This is a genomic window from Flavobacterium qiangtangense, assembly GCF_042658345.1.
Lineage (GTDB): Bacteria > Bacteroidota > Bacteroidia > Flavobacteriales > Flavobacteriaceae > Flavobacterium > Flavobacterium qiangtangense.
The window spans coordinates 565,468-590,118 of record NZ_JBHSQB010000007.1 but is presented as its reverse complement, the minus strand read 5'-3'; the positions used below and the strand labels follow the sequence as shown (position 1 = coordinate 590,118).

Genomic DNA, 24,651 nt, shown 5'->3' with positions numbered 1-24,651 from the left:
AGCTAATCCCGCTTTTTGCTACAATCCGGCGGCCAAAAAGCTATTTTTCTATGGCGCAAAAGGAGCTTCCGCTGGTCGCTCTTTTGCATCAAGAAAAATTAACTTTTTCGGTCTCCGGGATTTTCGCTTCAATCGGGGCTATCACACCATTCGTTATTTACATTATATATAGGTGTAATTTCAATCACAAAAATAACCTTTTTAAAGTTTTTGAATGTTCCAAAATAATATAACTTTGAAACTTGACAAATTCTTCTGGCTTATCCCACGATAATTAAGGAACTCAGAAAATCATCTTTAACAAAAAATTATACGCATTTAAGAATCGTGGCATAATTTTTTCAGTAATTTAGTCAAAATTTGATGAATGCTATTATGAAATTTATGAAACGAAACTATAAAATATTGATATTAGTTGTTGCACTTTCAGCAGCGCTATGGAGTTTTGTGCCGCGTGAGGTAAAAAACGATCCCGAAAAAGACAGGTTGCTTTTAGAATTATTGACGTTTGTGATTGAAAAAGGACATTATGATCCGGCAAAAATCGACGACACTTTCTCAAAAGGAGTTTATAAAAGTTATGTTGAAGCATTAGATCCTTCGAAAAGATTTTTCTTGCAGTCAGATATTGACGAATTCAAGAAATATGAAACGCTGATCGATGACCAAATCTTGAACAGAGATTTAACGTTCTTTGATTTGACTTACAGCCGATTGGAAAAAAGAATCGACGAAAGTAAAAAATATTACAAAGATATTCTTTCAAAACCGTTTGACTATAAGAAAGATGAATCGACAAATACCGATTACGAAAAACTGCCTTTCGCTAAAAACGATAGCGAATTAAGAGACCGATGGTACAAGCAAATTAAGCTTTCAACTTTGGCTTCGCTTACCAATAAATTGGAAATTCAAGAAGGAAAAGATGTTACAGATAACGATGATTTCAACGGAACTTCTGAATTATTAAGCGAACAAGCTTTGAAAAAAGCGGAGGAAAAAAAGAAAGAAAAAGCTGAAATTGAAAAGAAACCCTTTGATGTCCTTGAAAAAGAAACTAGAGAAAGTCAGTTAAAATCGTTAGATGAATATTTCGGTTTTATCAAAGATTTAGACAGAGACGATTGGTTTTCTGTGTTTGTAAATTCAATTGCAATGCGTTTTGATCCGCACACTTCTTATTTCGCGCCAGATGATAAAGAGCGTTTTGACGTGAGTATCAGCGGAAAATTAGAAGGAATTGGAGCGCGTCTTCAAAAGAAAAATGATTTTACTGAAATTACAGAATTGATTTCGGGAGGACCAGCTTGGAGAGGAAAAGATTTGGAACCAGGCGATGTGGTTTTAAAAGTAGCTCAAGGTGACAAAGAGCCAGTTGATGTTGTCGGGATGCGTTTGGACGATGTGGTTAAAAAAATAAAAGGTCCAAAAGGAACTGAAGTTCGTCTTACGGTTAAGAAAACTGACGGAACAATCAAAATCATTTCAATCATTAGAGACGAAGTTGAAATTGAAGAAACATATGCAAAATCAAGCGTTGTAGAAAAAAACGGTCAGAAATACGGAATTATTTACCTTCCTAAATTCTACATTGATTTTGAAGATAAAAACAGTCGTGATGCGGCAAAAGACGTTGCAAAAGAAGTGGAACGTTTAAAAGCGGCAGGCGTTCAAGGAATTGTGATGGATGTTCGTGATAATGGTGGCGGTTCGTTGAAAACAGTTGTTGATATTGCCGGATTGTTTATTGACAAAGGACCAATCGTTCAAATTAAATCTACCGGAAAACAAAAAGAAGTACTTTCTGATTCTGATCCAAAAATTCAATGGGACGGACCTTTAGTTGTAATGATCAACGGATTTTCGGCTTCGGCTTCAGAGATTTTAGCGGCGGCGATCCAAGATTATAAAAGAGGTGTAATCATTGGAAGTACACAGAGTTATGGTAAAGGAACGGTGCAAAATGTGATCGACTTGAACCAGTTTGTGAGAGGAAATTCAATGGGAGATTTGGGTGCTTTGAAAACGACTACGCAAAAATTCTACAGAATTAATGGTGGTTCCACACAATTAAATGGTGTGAGTAGCGACGTTGCCTTGCCAGACAGATATTCTTACTTGAAAATGGGCGAGCGCGACATTGACAACGCAATGAAATGGGATAAAATTGATCCAGCAGATTATAAAGTTTGGAAACAAGGAAATTTTGATCTTGCCATTGAAAAAAGCAAGCGAAGAATGGAGCAAAATCCGCAGTTTCAATTGATCGAAGAAAATGCAAAATGGATTAAAGAAAGACAAGACGAAAATGACTTTCAGTTAAATATTGACAAATTTAAGGAAGAGCAAACGGCGCTTGAGGAAAAAGCTAAAAAATACAAAGCGATTTCAAAATACAAAAACAATTTAAAATTCACATCTTTGCCATACGAAGATGAAATGGTTAAAAACGATAATGTCTTGAAAGAGAAAAGAGATCGTTGGCACGAAACGCTTTCAAAAGATGTTTATGTGGAAGAAGCTTTAAATGTTTTAGATGATTTGCAACCAAATTCTCAAAAAGGAACCGTAAATTTGAAAAATAAAAAAGAAAAGTTAGTCAGATCATAAATGGGTTTTGACATTTTTTAATGGATAAATCGACACAATCATTAACAGGAATTGCGCTCCAGAAATTTAAAAGAAATTTCTGGGGCGTTTTCAGTTTTGGCTTCATCGTTCTTTTGATGTTGCTTTCCATTTTTGCGTATGTTTTGGCACCAGACGGAACAGAAAATGCCAATTGGGGCGACTTGACAATTCGATCACAAAAGCCAGGTTTTGAAGTTAAAATGTTGTCAATTCCGTTGAAAGACAAACCTCAAAAAAGTTTTTGGGATTATTTTTTCGGAAGCCAGCAAGAATTTTCAAAAGAGCCCATTTCAAGCTATAAAATTGCAGGAGACAAGTTAGTTTATACTCTGTATAATGACGATCCAAAGGTTCAAATTCAAAAAGAAACTACGTTAAAAGATTTTCCAGGCTATTCAAATTTGGAGGAAGTTTCGAAGGAATTTATCTCCAACCAAAAATTTTATTTAGGAACCGATAAAGCCGGAAGAGATTATTTAAGCCGAATGTTAGTTGGTTCAAGAGTTTCCATCTCAATTGGCTTTGTGGCGGTAATTATCTCATTGATCGTCGGAATCTTTTTTGGAGCAATCGGCGGTTATTACGGCGGAAAAATTGATGCTTTTGTAATGTGGCTGGTTAATATTATCTGGTCAATCCCCACGTTATTATTGGTAATCGCGATCACCTTAAGTCTTGGAAAAGGTTTCTGGCAAGTTTTCGTGGCCGTTGGTTTAACAATGTGGGTGGAAGTCGCAAGAGTTGTGCGTGGACAAATTATTTCGGTCAAGGAAATGCAGTATGTAACAGCGGCAAAAGCTTTAGGATATAAAAATCTAAGAATAATTGTGCATCACATTTTACCAAATATTATGGCACCGGTAATCGTAATTTCTGCGGCCAATTTTGCCTCGGCGATTTTGGTTGAAAGTGGCTTGAGTTTCTTGGGACTTGGCGCACAACCTCCGGTACCAAGTTGGGGCGGAATGATTAAAGATTATTACGGAGACATTATTCTTGACAAACCTTATCTGGCAATGGTTCCGGGTCTTGCCATTATGTTTCTAACGCTTGCTTTTATGATGATGGGAAATGCGCTTCGCGATGCATTAGATGTGAAAAATTAATAAAAATTAACAATTATTTTCTGCTTTTTTTTTAAAGTTTAAGTGATTATGTAAAAAAATAATTTATTTTTACTATAACTTAAACGCAATTTTATGTCCCCAAAAATTCGCTTCCTGTTCAAGGTCAATTTTTTGCATACAATTTTTTTACTCTTATTTTTCGTTGTTCCAAATAGTGTGAACGCTCAGTGCGCGGGTGAGGATGGCCAGATAACTATTTGTGATATTCCAAATCCAGCAAATCAAAGTGTTAATCTTTTTGCGCTTTTAGGAGGAAATCCAACTCCGGGAGGAACTTGGACAGACCTGCAACAATCTGGCGGACTGAACGTAAATACCGGAATATTAAATGTTCAAAATGTCAACGAAAGCGATACTTATGTTTTTGTTTACACCATAAATAATTCTTCGTGCTCTGATAATGTTTCCACAGTTACTGTAACTGTCGGTGGTTATTCAGGAATTAATAATCCAAATGCTTCTGCTTGTGATGATAATGCGTCGGTTAATCTTTTTCAATTTGTAGGTAATTTTCCGAATCCACAACTTAACGGAACATGGTCTGACGATAGCAACACCGGCTCTTTAACGGGCAATTTATTAAATGCAACGACTTCTGGTTTAGGAACTTTCCAATTTACCTACACCATGCCAGCGATTGGAACTTGTCCTGCGCACAGTACGGTAATTAATGTGACGGTTCATCCCGCGCCAGATTCAGGAACTCCTCAAAATTTAATTTTATGCGATTCTGAGGATTTGTCTCAATATTCAAATTTAAATCTATTGGATTATTTGTCTGGTCAAGATGCAGGTGGAACTTGGTCTGAATCAGGAACTTCTGAATTATCAAGTCCGCAAGATACTTTTATAAATGTTCAAAATATTTATGACACGTTTGGTCCCGGAGAATATTCATTCATGTACACGGTAAAACCTTCACATCCAATTTGTGAAGAAATGACATCGACAGTTTTAATCGTTATCGAGAAACAAATTGATTTTACAGGTTCTACTTTAATTGTGGATTCTGATATTTGCGAGGATGAAGTGGGATTGGCGTCTTTCGTGGCGACGTTAACTCAAGGTGTAGAAACGGTGCCAAACGGCGAATATACTATCCAATACCAAATTACAGGGCCAATTCCTTCGGGAAATATAATTGTGGCAAATTTTGTAAATGGCGTGGTCACATTTCCAATTCCAAGTATTTCTTTTCCTTTGGTTGGAGTTTACACAATTAGCATTTTAAACATTCACGAAACAGATGGTTATTTTGCTTGCGATCATATTATTGGAAATATTTCAGACATTTTAAATGTTTTTCCCTTACCAAAAATAAATACAGGAACATTGACCATCGACGACGCCTGCGAGGATTCTGATGTTCAAGTTACCCTTTCTGGAAACACAAATTTGACCGACGGAAATTATGAAATCACATATAATTTATCAGGAAGCAATTCGGCGACAAATCAAGTTGTTCAGTTTACTGTCATCGGCGGTGTGGCAAATTTTATTATTCCTTTTAATTTGCTTCCAAACGCGGGATTGACGACGATCGCAATTACTCATATTATAAATCTTCAAACGGGTTGCGAAAACACAGCATCTTTAGCACAGAATTTTACGTTAAATCCAACCCCGAATGGTTCTTCAATTTTTATTACAATTGGTGATGTCTGCGAAAATCAGCCCGTGATTGTAAATATCGGAGGTTTAGGATCATTGACAAATGTTCAAATAAATTATGATTTGACTGGTGCAAATACAAGTTCTGGCACTGCGACTTTACCTGTTTCTGGCGGAAATGCAACACTTACAATTCCGCCAAATTCATTTCCAAATGTGGGAAATACCACGTTTATTTTGCAAGATATAATCAACGTCACGACAACTTGCGGTTTATTAAATTATGGAATGTCAGATACTTTTGCAATAAATGAAAATCCGGATGCGCCGTTTGCAGCAGATTTAGATTTTTGTGTAAATGAAAATGCTGTGGTTCAAGATTTAGTTCCGAATGGTTCTGAATTTCAATGGTTTGACAGTCCAACGAGCACGACGCCATTGAGTAACGCAAGTCCTTTGATAACAGGAAATTATTATGTTTCAGAAATGTCGCTTCTTGGCTGTCTTTCTGAAAAAACAATGATTTTTGTAACTGTAAATGAAATTCCGGCTCCAACATTGGCAGTTGACGGACAAAATTTCTGCGGATTAAATTCGCCGGTGCCAACGCTTTTCAATTTATCCGAAAATGTTAATTACACGGGAATTTTAGCTTGGTACAATTCGCCTTCCGGAGGAATTCCATTATTAAATTCTGAAATTCTTCAAGACGGAATAACTTATTATGGATTTGATTCATCGTCAACGTCAGGATGTGTTTCTCAAAATGCTTTGGCAGTTACGGTTTCACTTTTAAATTGTGATGAAGATGAATATTCACTGATGATTCCGGATGGGTTTTCTCCAAATGGCGACGGAATTAATGATACGTTTAATATTCCTGATATTGAATTTTTGTTTCCAAATTTCACGCTCGAGATTTATAACCGTTATGGAAATTTGATGTACAAAGGAAATAAAAACACGCCAGATTGGGACGGAAGAAACAACAAATCAGCAGTTTCTGACGGCGTTGCTCCAAACGGAGTTTACTTTTTTATTGTCAATTTCAACAAAGACAATAAAGCTCCAAAACAAGGCAGACTTTATTTAAATCGATAATATTCATCATTACTTATTAAACAGAATTTAGATGAAAAACATACTACTTTTGATAATTTGTTTATGCTTTTTACATAAAGTTGAAGCACAGCAAGATCCTCAATACACGCATTACATGTATAACATGAATGTGATAAATCCCGCGTATGCAACGGCAACACCGTCAATTTTAAATCTTGGTGGATTGTACAGAACGCAATGGGTTGGGGCAGTTGGAGCGCCAAAAACATTTACATTTTTTGCCCACACGCCGGTTAGCGAAAAAATAGAACTCGGGCTATCGTTAATTTCAGATGATATTGGCGACGGCGCGAAAAAAGAGAATAATATTTTTGCTGACTTTGCTTATGTTTTGCAATTAAATAAGGACCACAAATTATCGTTGGGAATAAAAGCTGGCGTAACCATTTTCGAAACAAATTTCAACGGATTTCAATTTGAAAGTGGTGCGACCAATTCAGATCCTGCATTTGCGCAAAACATCAATAATACATACCCAAATATTGGCGCTGGCGCATTTTATTTTACTGATAAATATTACCTCGGACTTTCTGCACCAAATTTACTTTCCACAAAACATCTTGAAGAACGAGACGGTTTGAGTCGTTTTGGTTCAGAAAATACACATATATTCTTGACAGGTGGTTATGTTTTTCAATTAAGTGAAAATCTAAAATTGAAACCTTCGTTTATGGCAAAAGCTGTCGCCGGAGCACCTGTGGTTGCTGATTTTTCTGGAAATGTTTTACTTTATGACCGCCTTGAATTCGGAGCTTCTTATCGTTTAAATGATGCAGTAAGCGGTTTGGTGAATTTTAAAGTTTTGCCAAATCTCAGAATTGGTTATGCTTATGATTACACAGTCACAAATTTGGGCGAATTTAATTCAGGAACGCATGAAGTTTTTATGCTTTTTGATTTGAATTTATTGAAAAAAGGATACGACAAATCACCAAGATTCTTCTAAAATGAAAAGTATGAAAAGAGTTTTACTTTTAATAGCTGTAATTTTTACAACACAATTTTGTGTAGCGCAATCACAAGATTTGTCAAGAGCAAATGCTTATTTTGAACGAACTTTTTATAGCGAAGCCATTCCGTTGTATGAAAATGCAATCAAAAACGAACGCACTTTTGAAATAATCAGGAATCTTGCTGATGCTTATTATTATACAAATGATTTAAAAAATGCTGAAAAATGGTATCGTTTTTTGATCAAAAACTTCACGAATAAAATTGATGAAGAATATTATTTTCGGTTTTCACATGCTTTAAAAGCCATCGGAAATCAGGAAGAAGCAAATGAAATTTTGAAATCTCAAATGTCTTTGTCAGAGAATGAAATTACAAATTTCAACAGACAAATTGTTATTTTAGAAAATATTGCTTCGCTAGGAAATCGATTTGAAATAAAGAATCTTCCCATAAATACGGAAAACTCTGATTTTGGCGCAGCACAATTTGGCAATAAATTGATTTATGCTTCACCAACTCAAACTAACAAAAAATATAAATGGAACGACGAAAGTTACTTGGATTTACAAGCAGTATCAGTTTTAGATTTTTCTAAATCGGAAGCTATCGCCCAAGCTTTTTCGAACGTAATCAATACAAAAATGCACGAATCGAATGCTGTTTTTACAAAAGATGGCAGAAAAATGTATTTTACCCGAAATAATTATAACAACGGAAAAAAAGGGAAAGACAAGAACAAGGTGTCTCATTTGCAAATTTTTTCTGCAGATTTTGAAAATGGAAAGTGGACAAATGTAAAATCACTTCCGTTTAATAGTGATGAATTTTCTACCGAACATCCAGCTTTAAGTCGCGATGAAAAAACGCTATATTTTGCTTCTGATATGCCGGGAAGTCTTGGTTCTTTTGATATTTATTCGATTGAAATTAATGCAGAAAGTTTCGGAAAACCGATAAACTTAGGCCCAACAATTAATACAAAACATAAAGAACAGTTTCCTTTCATTTCAGAAGATGGAAAACTTTATTATTCTTCAAACGGAAAATTGGGCTTTGGGTCGCTTGACGTTTTTGTTTCTGAACTTAAAGATGGAAAGTTTTCTGAAGCGGTAAATGTAGGTTTTCCGGTGAATTCTAGTTATGATGATTTCGCATATACGATAAGTCCAGCCACAAATGAAGGCTACTTTTCGTCAAATCGACCGGGCGGAAAAGGGGGTGATGATATTTATCAAATCATAGAGAAAAAGCCATTGATAGTGCAAGATTGTCAGCAATTTATCTCAGGAATTATTACAGATGAAACCACGAAATTGCCGTTAGAAAGCGCAATTGTTATTTTGCAAGACGAATCAAAAAACGAATTGATAAGGATCACAACTCTGGCAGACGGAAAATTTAATTTTAATGTGAATTGTGAGAATTCATTTAAAGTTTTAGCGTCTAAAGAAAAATATACTGAAAACTTTAAGTCTTTGAAATTAAATAAAGAAAGAGACAAAGTGAATGATGCGTCAATGACCTTAAAATCTTTGGAAGAAATTAAAAAAGAAGAAGCAATTGCGTTGCAGGAAACGAAAAGAGAAGAGGAAAGAGCAAAAATAAAAGCAAAAGAATTGGCTGAAATCAAGAAAAAGGAAGAAGCGAAAAATACAGAATTAAGGAAAAAAGAGGATGCGAAGATTGCTGAAATTAAAAAGAAGGAACGTATTGATAACCTTTTATCGAAAGAAAAAGATGTAGTAAAAGATAAGGGTCGTTTGTTAATTAAGACCGAACCCATCTATTTTGATTACGATTTGTGGTACATTAGAAAAGAGTCGAAGCCAATTTTGAATAAAGTAATCGAATTGATGAAAAAATATCCTGAAATGGTTGTCGAAATAGGTTCACACACTGATGTAAGAGGAAACGACAAATACAATCTCAACTTGTCAGATAAAAGGGCAAAATCAACAAGAGAATATTTTATTGAAAATGGAATTCCAAAAGATCGAATTTCTTCAAGAGGTTATGGCGAAACGGTGCAAATTGTGAAGTGTGTTCCCGAGGAATCTTGTAATGAAGAGCAACATGAATTGAACCGACGAAGTGAATTTGTAATTAAAAATATTTAGGCAATAAAAAACCACCAATCGGTGGTTTTTTTATTTTTAGCCTCTCGCTTTGATCAAATTTTGTTGTTCTTTTTGAACTTTAGCCTCAAGCTCCTGAATCTTAATTTGCTGTTTGCTTAGTTTAATATTTTGCTTCTCAATTTCGATAACTGTCATATCGCCTTTCGAAGAATTTTTATCAAATTTCGCTTTGTTTTTGTCTAGTGATTTTTGCTCATCGGCTAAGCGTTTTTTGGCTTTTTCAAAGTTATTTTCTGCTGAATTAATTTGGCTTTGTTTTTTTGCAAAAGCCTTTTGTTCTTTCTCAGCGTTTTTTTGAGATTTTTCTAAAGCTTTTCTTTCCTTTTCTAGTTTTTTAGCTTCTTTCTCGGCATTTTTTAGCGCGCGTTCTTGGTCTTTTAATTGTTGTTCTAAGAGTTTCTGGTCTTCTGCTGGCGTGGTTTTAACGCCACTGATGTTTACACTTGTAATTTCTTGTGGTTTTGTCTGTTCTTGAGCCGATACAAATTGCATCGCGGTTAAAAAAAGTGCTGAAAAAATAATTTTGGCTTTCATAAATACTGTATTTTTAATTTCTATTATTGTTAATTAATTATTGTTCGGCTAATATATAACAATAATTAAACCAAAAAATAAAATTTGTAACAATAAAAGTAATTTTTTCGTAATTTAAAATGAATAAAAAAAGTATAATATATATCTTAATAGCTGTGATTCTGGCAATTGCATATTTTTTAAACAAGAATCCAAATGTTTTTAAGGCTGAAAATAATGATAACAAAATTTTAGTTGAGACAAAGAAATCAGAAAATAAATCTGGTAATTCTGCTATTTCTGGCGAAGAAATGCTTCCAACCTCAACTACTGGAGCGGTGGTTTTTCACGATAATTATAGTTTGTCATACAATGAAAAATATGAACAAGCGGAATGGGTTTTCTATGAATTGAAAAATAGAAATGTTTCAAATAATAATTTTCAACGACCTTATTTTATTTTTGATCCAAAAGTAAAAACGCAGTCGGCTGATTACAGAAATTATAAAAACTCTGGTTATGACAGAGGTCATCTTTGTCCGGCTGGAGATATGAAATTTTCGAAGGAAGCTTTTGACGAAACTTTTTATACTTCAAATATTTCGCCACAAAAGAATGATTTTAATGGTGGTGTTTGGAATCGTTTAGAACAAAAAACACGTTATTGGAGTCAGAAATATAACGACATTTATGTGGTTACTGGCGGAATTTTAACCGAAGGATTAGAAACAATTGGGAGGGAGAAAGTTGCTGTTCCAAAGTATTTTTATAAAATCTTGATGGATGAAACCGATGGTGAATTTAAGATGATTGCATTTTTAGTGCCGCACGAAAGTTCTAAAAAACCACTTTATGAATTTGTAGTTTCGGTTGATGAAATTGAGAAATTAACAGGGATTGACTTTTTTCCGGGACTTCCGGATACTATTGAAAATGAATTGGAGCAGAGAAGTGACTATAAATCTTGGAGTTTCTAAGGAAAAGCTTACTGAAACGAAAATGGTTTCCCGCTAGCCCCGATGGTGGCTGTATCCTTTCTTTTTTTTCTTTAAAAAAAGAAAGATACTGACGACCAGCGGGAAAATGGATTGTAAAAATGCCTAAATTTTCCGCTTCAAAAACTACCACTCATTGACTTTATTCGCATCCATCTTGATGAAAATAAAGAGCAAAATGCTGAACGCAAAAAGGCTGGAACCTCCGTATGAAAAAAACGGAAGCGGTACGCCAATAGTTGGAAACAGGCGGATTAGCATCGAAATATTTACGGCAAAATGCGCAAATAGAAACGTGGCGACGCAATATCCATAGACTCGGGAGAACTTGGTTTTTTGGTTTTCGGCGAGATAAATTATTCGCAAGAAAAGAAATGCGAAAAGCGTGATTACCGTGATGGCGCCAACAAATCCCCACTCTTCACCAACTGTTGTGAAGATATAATCGGTGTGCTGTTCTGGCACGAAACCACCTTTTGTCTGGGTTCCTTCTAAAAAACCTTTTCCGAACCAACCGCCAGAACCGATGGCAATCATCGACTGGTTTAAGTTGTATCCTTCGGCTTTCATATTCACGTCTTTGCCAAATAAAACGTTGATTCTGTCTTTTTGATGCGACTCTAAAACATTGTCGTACACGAAATCTACTGAGTAAGTAAAACCGGCGATCAGTACGAAAATCACGCCCGAAGCGATTGGATTTCTATTGATTCTTTTAGACAAGAAAAACTGTGCTAAAATGATGATTATCGCAATGATGACGACGTATTGTGGCTCTAATAAAAGTGCCATAAAAAACAAAGCAATCGCTGAAAATCCTGTCCAAAGATACCATGATGGAAGGCCTTCTCTGTATAAAACGAAGATTAACGCGACGAAAATCATTGCGGTTCCCGTATCGTGAAGGAGAATTAAAATCAGCGGAACGCCCATTACCACAAATGCTTTTACTTGATCGTTGAAGTTTTTTAAATTGACTTGAACGTCGCTTAAATATTTTGCCAGAAGTAATGCGGTGGATGTTTTTACAAATTCTGATGGTTGCAAGGTAAAGCCTCCGATACTGTACCAGTTTGTTTGACCTTTGATGGTTTTTCCGAAGACAAAAAGCCCGAGTAAAGAGACTAATCCGATGACATAAAAGACGAATGCATATTTTTCATAAGTCTTTGCGTCGAGCGTCAATACTACGAATATTAACGGAATTGTAAGTATTATGAAAAGAATTTGCTTGCCGTAAATTTGTGAAATATCAAAAATTGAAGTTTCCTCGGTTGGCAATGAAGCCGAATAAATATTCAGCCAGCCCATTATCACCAAGGAAATAAAAAGCACGATTGTGATCCAGTCGATGTTATTTTTGATGCTTTGATTCTTCATCTTATCTTCCGTTATTGATGGTGAACGGCTGACCGCTGGTTACTTTTGCATATTCAGATTCAAGGCTTCCTTCAAGCATTCTTTTTTCTAAGTCTGTTCTTGTAATTTTTCCTCTTAAATATTTTTCAATCATCAAACTTGCCATTGGCCCGGCCCAACGAGCTCCCCAATATCCGTTTTCTACGAAGACTGCAATTGCAATTTTTGGATCATCTTTTGGCGCAAAAGCCACGAAAATAGAATGGTCAGTAAGTTGTGTTCTTACGCCATTTATTTTTGTGAAGTTTTCGGCAGTTCCTGTTTTTCCGCAGATATCGATTCCTTCAACGCGCAAAGATCGAGCGGTTCCTTCGTTATAAACTCCAAATAAACCTTCAATTACCGGCTTAAAATGTTGCTTTTCAACAGTCGTTACGTGTTTTGTCGTATATTTTTTGTCAATGGTGTGTCCTTCAATTTTTTTGATGATGTGAGGCGTGTAATAATAACCTTCGTTTGCAACTGTTGCCATCATATTTGCCAACTGAATTGGTGTTGTAGAAACCTCGCCTTGACCAATTGAATTGGAGATAATAGTAGAACTTCTCCAGCCTCCATTTGGGTACCATCTTTTGTAATATCTTGAGTCAGGAATGTGGCCTTTTCTTCCGGCAGGCATATCATATCCCATAAAACTTCCCAAGCCAAAACTTTTCAGGTGGTTGCTCCAAGCGTCAACGCCATAAGTTGGTTTTGGATATTTGTCGATCGTTAATTTAAAAACACTTGCAAAATAAGTGTTGCAAGAATGTGCAAAACCAGTATGCAAATTGTTCGTTCCGCTGTCGTGGCATTTCATAAACGCGCCGCGACCGTAAGAAAATCCGTGATGGCAAACAAAGCTGGTGTTCACGTCAATGACTTCTTCTTGCAAGCCAATCAAACCTGTCATAATTTTAAATGGAGAACCAGGAGGATATTCTGCCAAAAGTCCTCGGTCATATAGTGGTTTTCCTAAAGAATCTTGGTCTAATTTTGTATAATTTTTCGAACGATCACGACCAACCAATAACGCAGGATCATAAGTTGGCGCGGAAATCAAGGCTAAGATTTCGCCAGTTTTTGGTTCTAAAGCTACAATTCCACCACGTTTGTTGATCATTAAAGATTCTCCGTATTTTTGGAGTTCAATGTCTAAAGTCAGTCGAACATCTTCACCTTGAATGGCTACGGTGTCATAAATTCCTTCTTTGTAAGAGCCGATATCTCTGTTAAAACGGTCTTTCTGGATGTATTTTACGCCTTTTCTTCCTCTAAGAAATTCTTCGTAAACTTCTTCAACGCCTTGTCTTCCGATCAAATCACCACTTTTATAATACGGACTTTTGGCAATAATCGCGTCATTAACTTGGGCAATGTAACCAAAAACATTTCCGGCAGCATTTACTTGATAATCTCTAAGTGAACGTTTTTGGATATAAAATCCTGTGAATTTCCTGATTTTTTCTTGAAAGCCGGCGTATTCTTTTTTGTTTAATTGCGGAAGAAAAACAGAAGGAAGCCTTGGACTATAAATTTTAGCTTTTTCTAATTTTTTAATAAATTCTTCTTTGGTAATTTTTAAAAGCTTGCAAAATCCAATGGTGTCAATGTCTTTAATGTCTTTTGGGATAACCATGACATCATAAGAAGGTTGGTTTGCAACCAAAAGCACACCATTTCTGTCATACATATAACCGCGTTCAGGATAATCGTATTTTATCTTGATCGCGTTATTATCTGATTTTTTGATGAAGGAATCGTCAATGATTTGAAGGTAGAAAAGCCTCGCCACAATTACAATTGCAGAAACAATTATCAAAGAGGGCAAAAATATTTTTCTCATCGTTTGGTGCTTGGCTTAAATATATAAATAATTACGATACAAAGGATTAAAGTAAAAATCGAACTTAATAATGTTCTGAGTAAAATGTCTAAAATAAAGCTTATCTTAAAAATTTCCAATAAAAATAAGATAATATGATGTGTAAATACTGAAATTAATAAGAATGAAAACCGTTCTGGAGTTAGTTTGTCATTGATTCTAACCGTTTGATATTCATAACTCACGCCAAAAGAAAACTTAAAAAAAGTAGGTCTGACATAAGCCAGAACAACACAAGCTGTTGCGTGAACACCACCAGAATCGCAGAACATATCCATGATGATTCCAAGGAAAAAACTTGCAGCCAATAACGCTGATTTATTTCCATTTACCGGAAAAAGCAAAATAAATAAAATATAAGGATACGGATTTACATAACCCCAAAAATCAATTTCGTTGAAAATTAAAACTTGTGCGGCAAGCAAAAGAATAAAGCGGGCGATATTTAATAATACTGTGCTATTCATTTTCAATCACCGTTTTTGCTTCTAATTCTTCAATCTCTTTTTTCTCGTAATTTTCAATTACATAAACGTGACCTAAATTGGTCATATCATTAAACAATCTAACATTCAAAGTGAAATAGTTTGTTTCCTTGTCAGTATAAATTTTATCAATTACGCCAATTCCCACATTTGGAGGGAACGTTACAGACTCGTTTCCGGTTACAATTGTGTCGCCTTTTCGAACATTTGCCAATCTCGGAACATCAATTAACTGAACGAATCCAGTGTTTTTTCCGTCCCAGCGTAAAGTTCCAAAGTGATTTGACTTCTTGATTTTAGCGTTAATCTGAGATTTTACGTTTAAAACACTGATTACTGTAGCGTAATTTGTCGAAGTATGTTCCACAATTCCAACGATTCCTAAAGCGTTGACAACCCCCATGTCTGGCTTGACTCCGGCTTTTGTTCCAGAATTTAAAGTCAGGTAATTTTCTTTTACATTATAAGAATTCTTGATGACTTTTGAAATAATCGTGTTCATTCCGCGATATCCTTTCAAACTGTCTCGAACCACAATTGCAGTAGAATCTTTAGCATTGTAAAGCAATTTTTTTAAGATTGCATTTTCTTTTGCCAGCTGTTCGTTTTGCGTTTTTAAGTTCAGGTATTCTTGAACGTTATGAATTTTTTCATAAACGCCTCCAGAAATGAAATTGGCAGAAGTTACCACCTCACTTCGATGGTAAGAATGCGATTGGATGGTAAGCACTAACGAAATGCCCAAAAGCAGCAAAAACAGCAACTTATTGCTGTTTTTAAATATAAAGTTTAATATTTGCTGCATGAACTATGCTGTTATTTTATTAGTATGCTTCTGAATTTTGGTATATTTTTTAGTGCCATTCCTGTTCCTCGAACCACAGCTCTCAAAGGATCTTCTGCGATATAAACCGGAAGGTCGGTTTTTTGTGAAATTCTTTTATCTAAACCTCTCAACATTGAACCTCCACCTGCAAGATAAATACCTGTGTTATAAATATCGGCTGCTAATTCTGGTGGTGTTTGAGACAAAGTTTCCATAACAGCATCCTCGATTCTTTGGATTGATTTGTCTAAAGCTTTTGCAATTTCTCTGAACGAAACTTCCACTTGTTTTGGTTTTCCAGTCAATAAATCTCGACCTTGAACTGACATATCATCTGGCGGAGTTTCAAGATCTTCCGTCGCAGCACCAATTTCAATTTTGATTTTCTCCGCAGTACTTTCTCCAACAAAAAGATTGTGCTGTGTTCTCATATAATAAACGATGTCATTTGTGAAAACGTCACCGGCAATTTTTACAGATTTATCGCAAACAATTCCACCAAGAGCGATAACCGCGATTTCAGTAGTTCCACCACCAATATCGACAATCATATTTCCTTTTGGTTGCATGATGTCAACACCAATACCGATTGCTGCGGCCATTGGTTCGTGAATTAAGTAAACTTCTTTACCATTTACTCTTTCACAAGATTCTTTAACCGCACGCATTTCTACTTCGGTAATTCCAGAAGGAATACAAACCACCATTCTCAATGCTGGAGTAAACATTCTTTTCTTTAATGCAGGAATACTTTTTATAAACATGCTGATCATTTTTTCCGAAGCATCGAAATCAGCAATAACTCCATCTTTCAATGGCCTAATGGTCTTTATGTTTTCATGGGTTTTACCTTGCATCAAGCTGGCTTCTTTTCCCACGGCAATGATTTTGCCAGATACTCTGTCGCGAGCAACAATTGATGGACTGTCAATCACAACTTTATCGTTGTGAATAATCAGAGTGTTAGCGGTACCAAGGTCTATCGCGATATCCTCAGTCATGAAATCAAAAAATCCCATACGTATTTTTAGGCTTTAAAAATGTTTATAAAAAGTAACGTGCAAAGTTACATAAATTAATGTTTGAAATGACGAGTTCCTGTAAATACCATTGCAACTTTATTTTCATTGCAATAATCGATACTCAATTCGTCTTTTATAGATCCTCCAGGTTGAATGACAGCAGTAATTCCCGCTTTATCAGCAATTTCCACACAATCAGGAAAAGGGAAAAAAGCATCGCTTGCCATCACAGCACCTTTCAAATTAAAATTAAAACTGTTTGCTTTTTCAATCGCTTGTTTTAGTGCATCAACACGAGATGTTTGTCCGGTTCCTGATGCGATAAGCTGTCTGTTTTTTGCAAATACGATTGTATTTGACTTTGTGTTCTTGCAAATTTTAGATGCAAACAACAAATCCTCGATTTCTTCCGAAGATGGGGGAGTTGTTGTAACGGTCTTCAGTTGCTCTTTATTGTCTGTAATATTATTTTTATCTTGAACCAACAATCCGTTCAAGCATGTACGAACCTGTCTTTGAGGAAGCTCCACTTCGTTTTGGACCAAAATAATTCTGTTTTTCTTTTCAGATAAAATTTCGATCGCACTTTCATCATAGCTTGGAGCAATCACAACCTCACAAAATAATTTGTTGATTTCCCTTGCTGTGTCAGCATCAATCTTTCCGTTAGCAATCAAAACGCCACCAAAAGCAGAAGTTGGATCTCCAGCCAAAGCATCAAGATATGCTTCTCTCATCGTGCTTCTCGTCGCCAATCCGCATGCGTTGTTGTGTTTTAAAATTGCAAAAGTCGGCTCGTTATTTTTAAATTCTAAAATCAAATTTACCGCTGCGTCAACATCAAGCAAGTTGTTGTAAGACAATTCCTTTCCGTGAAGTTTGCTGAACATTGCGTCAAAATCTCCGAAGAAAAATCCTTTTTGGTGTGGATTTTCGCCATAACGCAAAACCTGACCTTTTTCAACACTTTCCTTATAGATTGTATCGTCAGTATTAAAATAATTAAAAATCGCAGTATCATAATGAGACGAAACGTGGAATGCTTTTGTAGCAAAAAGTTTTCTATCTTCCAATGTCAATTCTCCGTTTTGCTTTGTAATCAATTCTAAGAAATCTGCATATTGATCCACCGAAGCCACAATCACAGTATCCTTAAAATTTTTCGCCGCAGCACGAATCAAAGAAATCCCGCCAATATCAATTTTTTCAATAATGTCGGCCTCAGAAGCGCCACTAGCCACCGTTTTTTCAAAAGGATACAAGTCAACAATCACCAAATCAATCTGTGGAATTTGAAATTCTTCCATTTGTTGCACATCGCCTTCGTGATCTTGACGGTTTAAGATTCCGCCAAAAATTTTTGGATGCAAAGTCTTTACTCTTCCGCCTAAAATCGATGGATAAGAAGTTACATCTTCAACCGGAACTACAGGAATTCCAAGGTTTTTGATAAAATCTTCTGTACCGCCAGTAGAATAAAAAGTAACATTTTGCTCGTGCAATTTTCTCACGATTGGCTCCAATCCGTCTTTTGAAAAGACAGAAATCAATGCCGATTTAATAGTTTTTGAAGTACTCATTGTGTAGTTGTGTTTAAAGGTGCAAAAGTAGTTATTCAAACTTTAACATTCAAGACATTACACATATGTTTTTATTAATTTTTGAAGTTTTTTTTGAAGCGAAAAGCCAGTAATTTTCAGCCATCCATTTTCCCGCTGTCTGCAGTAGTTTTTTCTCTGAACTCAGAGAAAAAAGCTACTGCTGCCCATCGGGGCTAAAGGAGAAAGTTCAGGCATTTTTGTAATCTTTTGAACCATTGCGTGAAAACTGAAATCAATACAATTTCGTCTAAAGCGCTTACCGCAGATTCGCAGATTTTTAATTGATTTTTTAATCTGCGAATCTGTGGTCATTTTTTTAGGAAATAAAAATTAAATTACTGAATTTTACGACAACACAAATTCACGATTATGGTTTTATATTTTAGATTATTGCGAGAAAGCTTGGGCTTCGCCCTGAACGCCTTACGTAATAATAAATTGCGAACCATTCTCTCGCTTTTAGGCGTGACAATCGGAATTTTTTCTATCATTGCCGTTCTCGCTGCAGTCGATTCTTTAGATAAAAAAATCAAAAGCGATATGAGTTCGCTCGATAAAAATACAATGTACTTAAAACGTTTTTCGTTTGGGCCATCAGAAATTCCGCGTTGGAAACGAGAACAATTTCCAGATGTAACTTATGACGAATTCCAATTCTTAAAAAATTCGGTAAACGGAATGGACAAAGCAACCTATCAATTATTTACGGCAAGACAAATTGCAAAATATGATACAAAAACGGTAAGTGATGTCAATGTCATTCCGGCAACACACGAATTTGTGGAAATTCAGCCGATGAAATTTAAATCAGGTCGTTTCTTCAATGAATCAGAATCAAATTCTGGAACGGCGGTAATTGTTTTGGGATATGAAATTGCAAACAGTCTTTTTGAAAACATAGATCCAATCGGGAAAAAGATTCGTCTTTATGGGCAAAAATTTACGGTAATCGGAGTTTTAGAAAAACAAGGGCAAGGAACTTTCGGCGATAGCAACGATACAGCGGTTTGCATTCCCGTAAATTTTATGAGAAATAAATTTGGAGATCACAACGACACAATGACGCCGATTATCATAATCAAGCCAAATGAAGGCATTGATGTTGATGAGTTTAAAGGCGAAGTTATTCAAAAACTAAGAAACAAACGCGGACTGAAAATCGGTCAAGAAGATAATTTTTTCATCGACGTACTTTCTGGATTTACTGAAATGATTGATCAAATTGTTGGCGTGATGAATTTAATCGGTTGGGCAATTAGTTTTTTCTCTCTTCTTGTTGGTGGTTTTGGAGTTGCTAATATTATGTTTGTTTCCGTAAAAGAAAGAACCAACTTGATCGGAATCCAAAAATCACTCGGAGCGAAAAATCGTTTTATATTGCTTCAATTCTTATTTGAAGCCATAATCCTTTGCTTAATTGGCGGATTGATCGGATTATTCTTTGTCTGGATAATCGCTTTAGGGTTGACAAAAGCATTAGACTTTGAGTTTGTTTTAAGCTTCGGAAATGTAGTTTTAGGAACAGGTTTGGCAATGTTCATCGGTCTTGTTTCCGGAATTCTTCCTGCAATCTCTGCTTCAAAATTAGATCCTGTAGAAGCAATTAGAACCGGAATGTAAAAGGTTAGCTAAGAATTTTACTTACAAGTTGATAAAAAAAAGCCACAAATTCAGAGATAAAATTCGTGAATTTGTGGCTAAATTATTTTAAGTAGAACTTATTATCTAACTGGATTATTTAAAATTAAATCCAAATATAAGTTGATTTTATCTTTCAATTCTTTTCTTGGTGTAATGAAATCCAAGAAACCGTGCTCTAACAAAAATTCTGCAGTTTGGAAACCTTCTGGCAAATCTTTTCCAGTGGTATCTCTAACAATTCTTGGTCCCGCAAAACCGATTAACGCTCCTGGCTCAGAAATATTTACGTCGCCTAACATTGCGTAAGATGCCGTTGTTCCTCCAGTTGTTGGGTCTGTACAAAGCGAAATATAAGGAATTTTAGCATCTGCCAACTGCGCTAATTTTGCAGAAGTTTTTGCCAATTGCATCAAAGAATAAGCCGCTTCCATCATTCTCGCGCCGCCTGATTTTGAAATCATCACAAACGGAATGTTGTTTTTAATAGAATGGTCGATTCCTCTTGCGATTTTTTCTCCCACAACAGCTCCCATTGAACCTCCAATGAAGGCGAAATCCATACAGCAAATCACTAAATCTCTGCCTTTTGATTTTCCAACAGCCGTTCTAACCGCATCTTTCAATTTGGTTTTGTCCATTGCATCTTTCAAACGGTCAGAATATTTTTTAGTATCCACAAAATGTAGCGGATCTTTTGAGGTCATTTTTGCGTCTAATTCTGTGAACTCATTGTTGTCAAACAAAATTGAGAAATATTCTTTACTTCCGATTCTAACGTGAAATCCGTCCTCTGGACTTACAAAAAGATTTCTTGCTAGTTCGTCAGCATCAATAATTTTTCCGGTTGGAGATTTATACCAAAGTCCTTTTGGAACATCTTTCTTATCTTCCGTCGCTGTCGTGATTCCTTTTTCTGTTCTTTTAAACCAAGCCATCTTTAATTATTTATGGTTAAATTGTATTATATAAAAAAATAAATTCCAAATACCAGTTATTGAAAACCAGCATTTGGAATTATGATATTACAAAGTATTAACGTTGTTCAAGTCTTTAAAAGCTTGCTCTAATCTTGTGTTGAAAGTAACTTCACCTTCACGCATCCATTTTCTTGGATCGTAATATTTTTTGTTTGGAACTTCTTCACCTTCTGGGTTACCAATTTGAGTTTTCAAGTAATCTACATTTTTAACAACATAGTCTCTAATTCCTTCAGTGAAAGCAAATTGCAAATCTGTATCGATGTTCATTTTAATAACTCCGTAACCAATTGCTTCTCTGATTTCTTCAACAGTTGAGCCTGAACCTCCGTGGAAAACGAAATCTACTGGGTTTGCTTCTGTGTTGAATTTCTCTTGTACGAAAACTTGAGAATTGTGAAGAATTTTTGGAGTCAATTTTACGTTTCCTGGTTTGTAAACTCCGTGAACGTTACCAAAAGCTGCAGCGATTGTAAAACGAGGGCTTATTTTTGAAAGCTCTTCGTAAGCAAATGCAACTTCTTCTGGCTGTGTGTATAATTTTGAACTGTCAACATCAGAATTGTCAACTCCGTCTTCCTCGCCACCTGTGATTCCAAGTTCGATTTCAAGAGTCATCCCGATTTTGCTCATTCTTGTCAAATATTCTTTGCAGATTTCGATGTTTTCTTCGATTGGCTCTTCAGAAAGATCAATCATGTGAGAACTGAACAAAGATTTTCCTGTTTCAGCAAAATGCTTTTCAGAAGCGTCTAAAAGTCCGTCGATCCAAGGCAAAAGTTTTTTTGCGCAGTGATCAGTATGAAGAATAACTGTTGCTCCATAAGCTTCAGCCAAAGTATGAATGTGTTTTGCACCTGCAATTGCGCCTAAAATAGCTGCTTTTTCATCTGTATTAGACAAACCTTTTCCTGCATTGTAAATTGATCCTCCGTTTGAGAATTGGATAATAACTGGTGCGTTTAATTTTGCAGCAGTTTCCATAACGCCATTGATTGTGCTTGAGCCAGTTACGTTTACTGCTGGAAGTGCAAATCCTTTTTCTTTTGCATATTTAAAAATCGCTTGAACTTGATCTCCTGTAGCAACGCCTGGTTTAATATTATGCGCCATTGTGTTTTTTGTTTATAGTTAAAGGTTACAAAAATAAGAATTTCTGAAATTAGAATGGATAATTAATTCCAATATTTAATACCGAGTGGCCTAAATTGTATTCTTTGAACCATCTTCCGCCCACTTCTTTGCCCGGATCGTAGGTCTTAAATCCTAAGTCAAAACGAATTACGAAGAAATTGAAGTCATATCTAAATCCAAATCCTGAACCAAGCGCAATGTTTTCTAAAGATTTAATTCCGGTGAAAGTATAATCTTCGTCGGTTTCATTGTCTAAAACGTTCCAGATATTTCCGGCATCGGCAAAAATGGCTCCGTTTAATTTACCTAACATTTTGAAACGAAGCTCTGTACTAAATAAAATTTTCATATTGGCTTCGTTAAAATCATTGATACCGCCGCTGCTTCCTGGCCCTAAACCATACGATTGCCAAGCTCTGATATCATTGGAACCACCAGCAAAATAACTTTTTGAAAACGGAATGTTGTCTGAATTTGCGTAAGGAATTGCAACTCCAAAGAAAGCGCGCATCGCCAAAACTTTGCTGTTTGACAAATCCCAATGTTTGATAAAGTCAAATTCTCCTTTAATATATTGACTGTATTCGACTTCTAAAATCGTCTTGTTTCCGTTTTCATTTTTTGGCTGACTTGACAATCCAGAAATTAATCCGAGAAAGTTTCCTGCCGACTCTAATTTGGTTTTGAAAATCCAAAAATTATTGTCTAATAAATCGGTTTTCGTTGTTTTTGTATAAGTAAAACTTGAAGCAAAAATCAAATTGTTTTCTGTCAATCTATTTTTTCTTTCAGAAATACTTTCGATGGCACGCGCATCTTCTGGTGAAGTTGTAATTGCTCCGTTTTGAATTACGTCGGCGATAAACCCGTCGGTACCGTTTTCAATAGTTAAAAAGTTATTTCCGTTGCTGTCAGTTTCAAAATACGACGGATTTACCTGAGAAATATAATCGTTTGCCAAGTCATTTAGCCTTCCGTAAGACGAACGATAAACATTAAAATAATTGGATTTATTGATGTTTTTTACATACTGAATATTAAATAAATCAAAGCGAGAAGTCACATTTCGCTTCGGATTCCAGGTATAATACATACCGCCAGTCAAACTTTCCTTGTCCAAACCAATGTTTTGTTGTTTTGCAAAACCAAGGCTCAAAACCGTATTCGGGATCATATTTTTCGGAATAATTTTATCGGTGTTGAAAGGAGAAAATACCCTTGGAAAATTCAATTTTACGTCAGCGCCATATTCTGATAGATTGAAAAAAACGTTGTTTGGATTTGCAATTCCGTTGTCTTTTGAAGATCCAATATTTCCGCGTAGCGAAAGTTCTAAAATTTCTGCACCTCTAAAAACATTTCTAAAAGTTCCTGTCAGACTTCCGGCGATACCAAATTCCTGAATATTTGAATGCGTGACATCTGTTGAAGCTCCAAAACTGAATTTTTTTCTCGGCATCAAATAAATATTGGTAATCAATGATTTTTCGTCAACGTCAGTAGAATCTTCCACAAACTGAATGCTCGGAGCATTAAAAACACGCAGATTGTTCAAATATCTTGATGTTAAAGTTCTTCTGAAATCGGCATAAGTAACGCCCGGAGTAAAGAAAACGGCATCTGTTATCGCCTTTGGTTTATAACGTAATTTATCAACGCTGTAAATATTATATCCGTTGTAAGTTGCGCTGTCAGCAACTCTTTTTGTGGTATTTGAAGTTTGGCTGTCCGTAAAAATATTTACCTGTGTAATTTTATAAAGTTTGAAAGGTTTTGTGATAATGGTGTCGCCAGTTCTTACACTTCGATCGCTGATTTTAAGCAACATATTGGTTTTGTGATTGGTATCAATCGAATCTCCAACAAAAGTTATGTTTGTTGGCTGAAAATAATAAGCTCCGTTATTTCTGAAATTCGTCGTAATTCTTTCGCGCTCCGCCTCAAAATTGGATGCTTTAAATTGCTCGCCTTTTTTGATCAAACTTTTGCTTTTGTTTACTTCATATAAAGAATCCAATGCTGGTGTTGCAATTTCTCTGGTCAAAGAGTCAATGATATAAGGTTGTCCGGTGTTGACTGTATATTTTACTTGCGCTTTTTTGTTTGGGAGTGTGTCAATTTCATACGAAGCTTTAGCATTGAAAAAACCATTGTTGAAATAATACGCTTTTAATCTTGTGGCCGATTTTTTTGCTCTGGCCTCGTCTAAAATTACTGGCGGTTCACCAGTTCTCTTTAAAAACTTATGAAAACCCGAATAAAAAAAGGAGTTGCCCAAGCGTTCCACTTGTTTTTTAGAAAGTAATTTTGACAATCGCTCGTATTTCTTTGGATTATCAATGACCTTTGCCTTAAAAGTCGAATCTGGATTTTCCTTTGCAAGATTATACATATTCAGGCGAAGATTGTAACCTAAAAAGGTGCTGTTTGGCTTTTGATAAAGAAGATTCTCGATAGATTCGTCTTTTTCAATTTTGTCATTTACCAAGATTTCATTCTTTTTTAGAAGCTTTTTTCCGTCTGGAACTCTTTTTACGGTGTCGCAGGCAGTCATTATTATTCCAATTAGAATAAATAGTGATATTTTTGTA

At 35.6% G+C, this 24,651-nt stretch carries 17 protein-coding genes; 7 read left to right on the top strand and 10 right to left on the bottom strand.

Going from position 1 to position 24,651, the window contains the following annotated elements; all coding sequences use genetic code 11:
* The first annotated feature begins 363 nt into the window (after positions 1-363).
* From ACFPVY_RS10485 to ACFPVY_RS10465, 5 genes are all read left to right on the top strand, one after another.
* Positions 364-2,610, top strand: a complete 2,247-nt coding sequence (locus tag ACFPVY_RS10485) for a carboxy terminal-processing peptidase (protein ID WP_379791948.1) — start codon at positions 364-366, stop codon at positions 2,608-2,610.
* A gap of 20 nt (positions 2,611-2,630) precedes the next feature.
* A complete protein-coding gene (locus ACFPVY_RS10480) occupies positions 2,631-3,737 on the top strand; it encodes an ABC transporter permease (RefSeq protein WP_379791947.1) in 1,107 nt (368 codons plus the stop codon).
* A 177-nt stretch (positions 3,738-3,914) separates the two neighbouring features.
* The gene (locus tag ACFPVY_RS10475; protein WP_379791946.1) at positions 3,915-6,470 is read left to right on the top strand and encodes a T9SS type B sorting domain-containing protein; all 2,556 of its coding nucleotides are present in this window, start codon (positions 3,915-3,917) and stop codon (positions 6,468-6,470) included.
* A 31-nt stretch (positions 6,471-6,501) separates the two neighbouring features.
* Positions 6,502-7,437: a PorP/SprF family type IX secretion system membrane protein gene (locus tag ACFPVY_RS10470; RefSeq protein WP_379791945.1), complete on the top strand. Its 936-nt coding sequence runs from the start codon at positions 6,502-6,504 to the stop codon at positions 7,435-7,437.
* Positions 7,438-7,447: 10 nt separating this feature from the next.
* Positions 7,448-9,562 carry an OmpA family protein gene (locus tag ACFPVY_RS10465; protein ID WP_379791944.1) on the top strand — a complete coding sequence of 705 codons (2,115 nt, stop codon included), beginning with the start codon at positions 7,448-7,450 and terminating at the stop codon, positions 9,560-9,562.
* Between the two features lie 36 nt (positions 9,563-9,598).
* Here the strand turns inward: ACFPVY_RS10465 and ACFPVY_RS10460 are convergent, their stop codons facing one another.
* Positions 9,599-10,117: a hypothetical protein gene (locus ACFPVY_RS10460; protein ID WP_379791943.1), complete on the bottom strand. Its 519-nt coding sequence runs from the start codon at positions 10,115-10,117 to the stop codon at positions 9,599-9,601.
* A gap of 119 nt (positions 10,118-10,236) precedes the next feature.
* On the opposite strand from ACFPVY_RS10460, the gene ACFPVY_RS10455 reads away from it, so the two are divergent.
* A complete protein-coding gene (locus ACFPVY_RS10455) occupies positions 10,237-11,073 on the top strand; it encodes a DNA/RNA non-specific endonuclease (RefSeq protein WP_379791942.1) in 837 nt (278 codons plus the stop codon).
* Between the two features lie 144 nt (positions 11,074-11,217).
* Here the strand turns inward: ACFPVY_RS10455 and rodA are convergent, their stop codons facing one another.
* From rodA to purH, 6 genes are read right to left on the bottom strand one after another with little or no spacing between them, the layout of a single operon-like run.
* Positions 11,218-12,471, bottom strand: coding sequence for a rod shape-determining protein RodA (rodA, locus tag ACFPVY_RS10450; protein ID WP_379791941.1), 1,254 nt, complete (start codon positions 12,469-12,471; stop codon positions 11,218-11,220).
* Between the two features lies 1 nt (position 12,472).
* Complete coding sequence (mrdA, locus tag ACFPVY_RS10445; protein WP_379791940.1) at positions 12,473-14,335, bottom strand: penicillin-binding protein 2; 1,863 nt, start codon at positions 14,333-14,335, stop codon at positions 12,473-12,475.
* The gene (locus ACFPVY_RS10440; RefSeq protein WP_379791939.1) at positions 14,332-14,841 is read right to left on the bottom strand and encodes a rod shape-determining protein MreD; all 510 of its coding nucleotides are present in this window, start codon (positions 14,839-14,841) and stop codon (positions 14,332-14,334) included. The genes mrdA and ACFPVY_RS10440 overlap by 4 nt, the downstream gene beginning before the upstream one ends.
* Positions 14,834-15,664, bottom strand: coding sequence for a rod shape-determining protein MreC (gene mreC / locus ACFPVY_RS10435; protein WP_379791938.1), 831 nt, complete (start codon positions 15,662-15,664; stop codon positions 14,834-14,836). The genes ACFPVY_RS10440 and mreC overlap by 8 nt, the downstream gene beginning before the upstream one ends.
* An 11-nt stretch (positions 15,665-15,675) precedes the next feature.
* Positions 15,676-16,704 carry a rod shape-determining protein gene (locus tag ACFPVY_RS10430; protein ID WP_379791937.1) on the bottom strand — a complete coding sequence of 343 codons (1,029 nt, stop codon included), beginning with the start codon at positions 16,702-16,704 and terminating at the stop codon, positions 15,676-15,678.
* Between the two features lie 56 nt (positions 16,705-16,760).
* On the bottom strand, positions 16,761-18,287 hold the full coding sequence (gene purH, locus ACFPVY_RS10425) for a bifunctional phosphoribosylaminoimidazolecarboxamide formyltransferase/IMP cyclohydrolase (protein WP_379791936.1): 1,527 nt from the start codon (positions 18,285-18,287) through the stop codon (positions 16,761-16,763).
* A gap of 390 nt (positions 18,288-18,677) precedes the next feature.
* On the opposite strand from purH, the gene ACFPVY_RS10420 reads away from it, so the two are divergent.
* Positions 18,678-19,928 carry an ABC transporter permease gene (locus ACFPVY_RS10420; protein WP_379791935.1) on the top strand — a complete coding sequence of 417 codons (1,251 nt, stop codon included), beginning with the start codon at positions 18,678-18,680 and terminating at the stop codon, positions 19,926-19,928.
* Between the two features lie 101 nt (positions 19,929-20,029).
* Here ACFPVY_RS10420 and accD read toward each other — a convergent pair whose 3' ends face one another.
* From accD to tamL, 3 genes are all read right to left on the bottom strand, one after another.
* Positions 20,030-20,884 (bottom strand): acetyl-CoA carboxylase, carboxyltransferase subunit beta, encoded by an 855-nt coding sequence (accD, locus tag ACFPVY_RS10415; RefSeq protein ID WP_379791934.1) that lies wholly within the window; start codon positions 20,882-20,884, stop codon positions 20,030-20,032.
* An 87-nt stretch (positions 20,885-20,971) separates the two neighbouring features.
* The gene (gene fbaA / locus ACFPVY_RS10410; protein ID WP_379791933.1) at positions 20,972-22,039 is read right to left on the bottom strand and encodes a class II fructose-bisphosphate aldolase; all 1,068 of its coding nucleotides are present in this window, start codon (positions 22,037-22,039) and stop codon (positions 20,972-20,974) included.
* 49 nt (positions 22,040-22,088) lie between these two features.
* Positions 22,089-24,614, bottom strand: coding sequence for a translocation and assembly module lipoprotein TamL (gene tamL, locus ACFPVY_RS10405; RefSeq protein ID WP_379791932.1), 2,526 nt, complete (start codon positions 24,612-24,614; stop codon positions 22,089-22,091).
* Between the last annotated feature and the right edge of the window lie 37 nt (positions 24,615-24,651).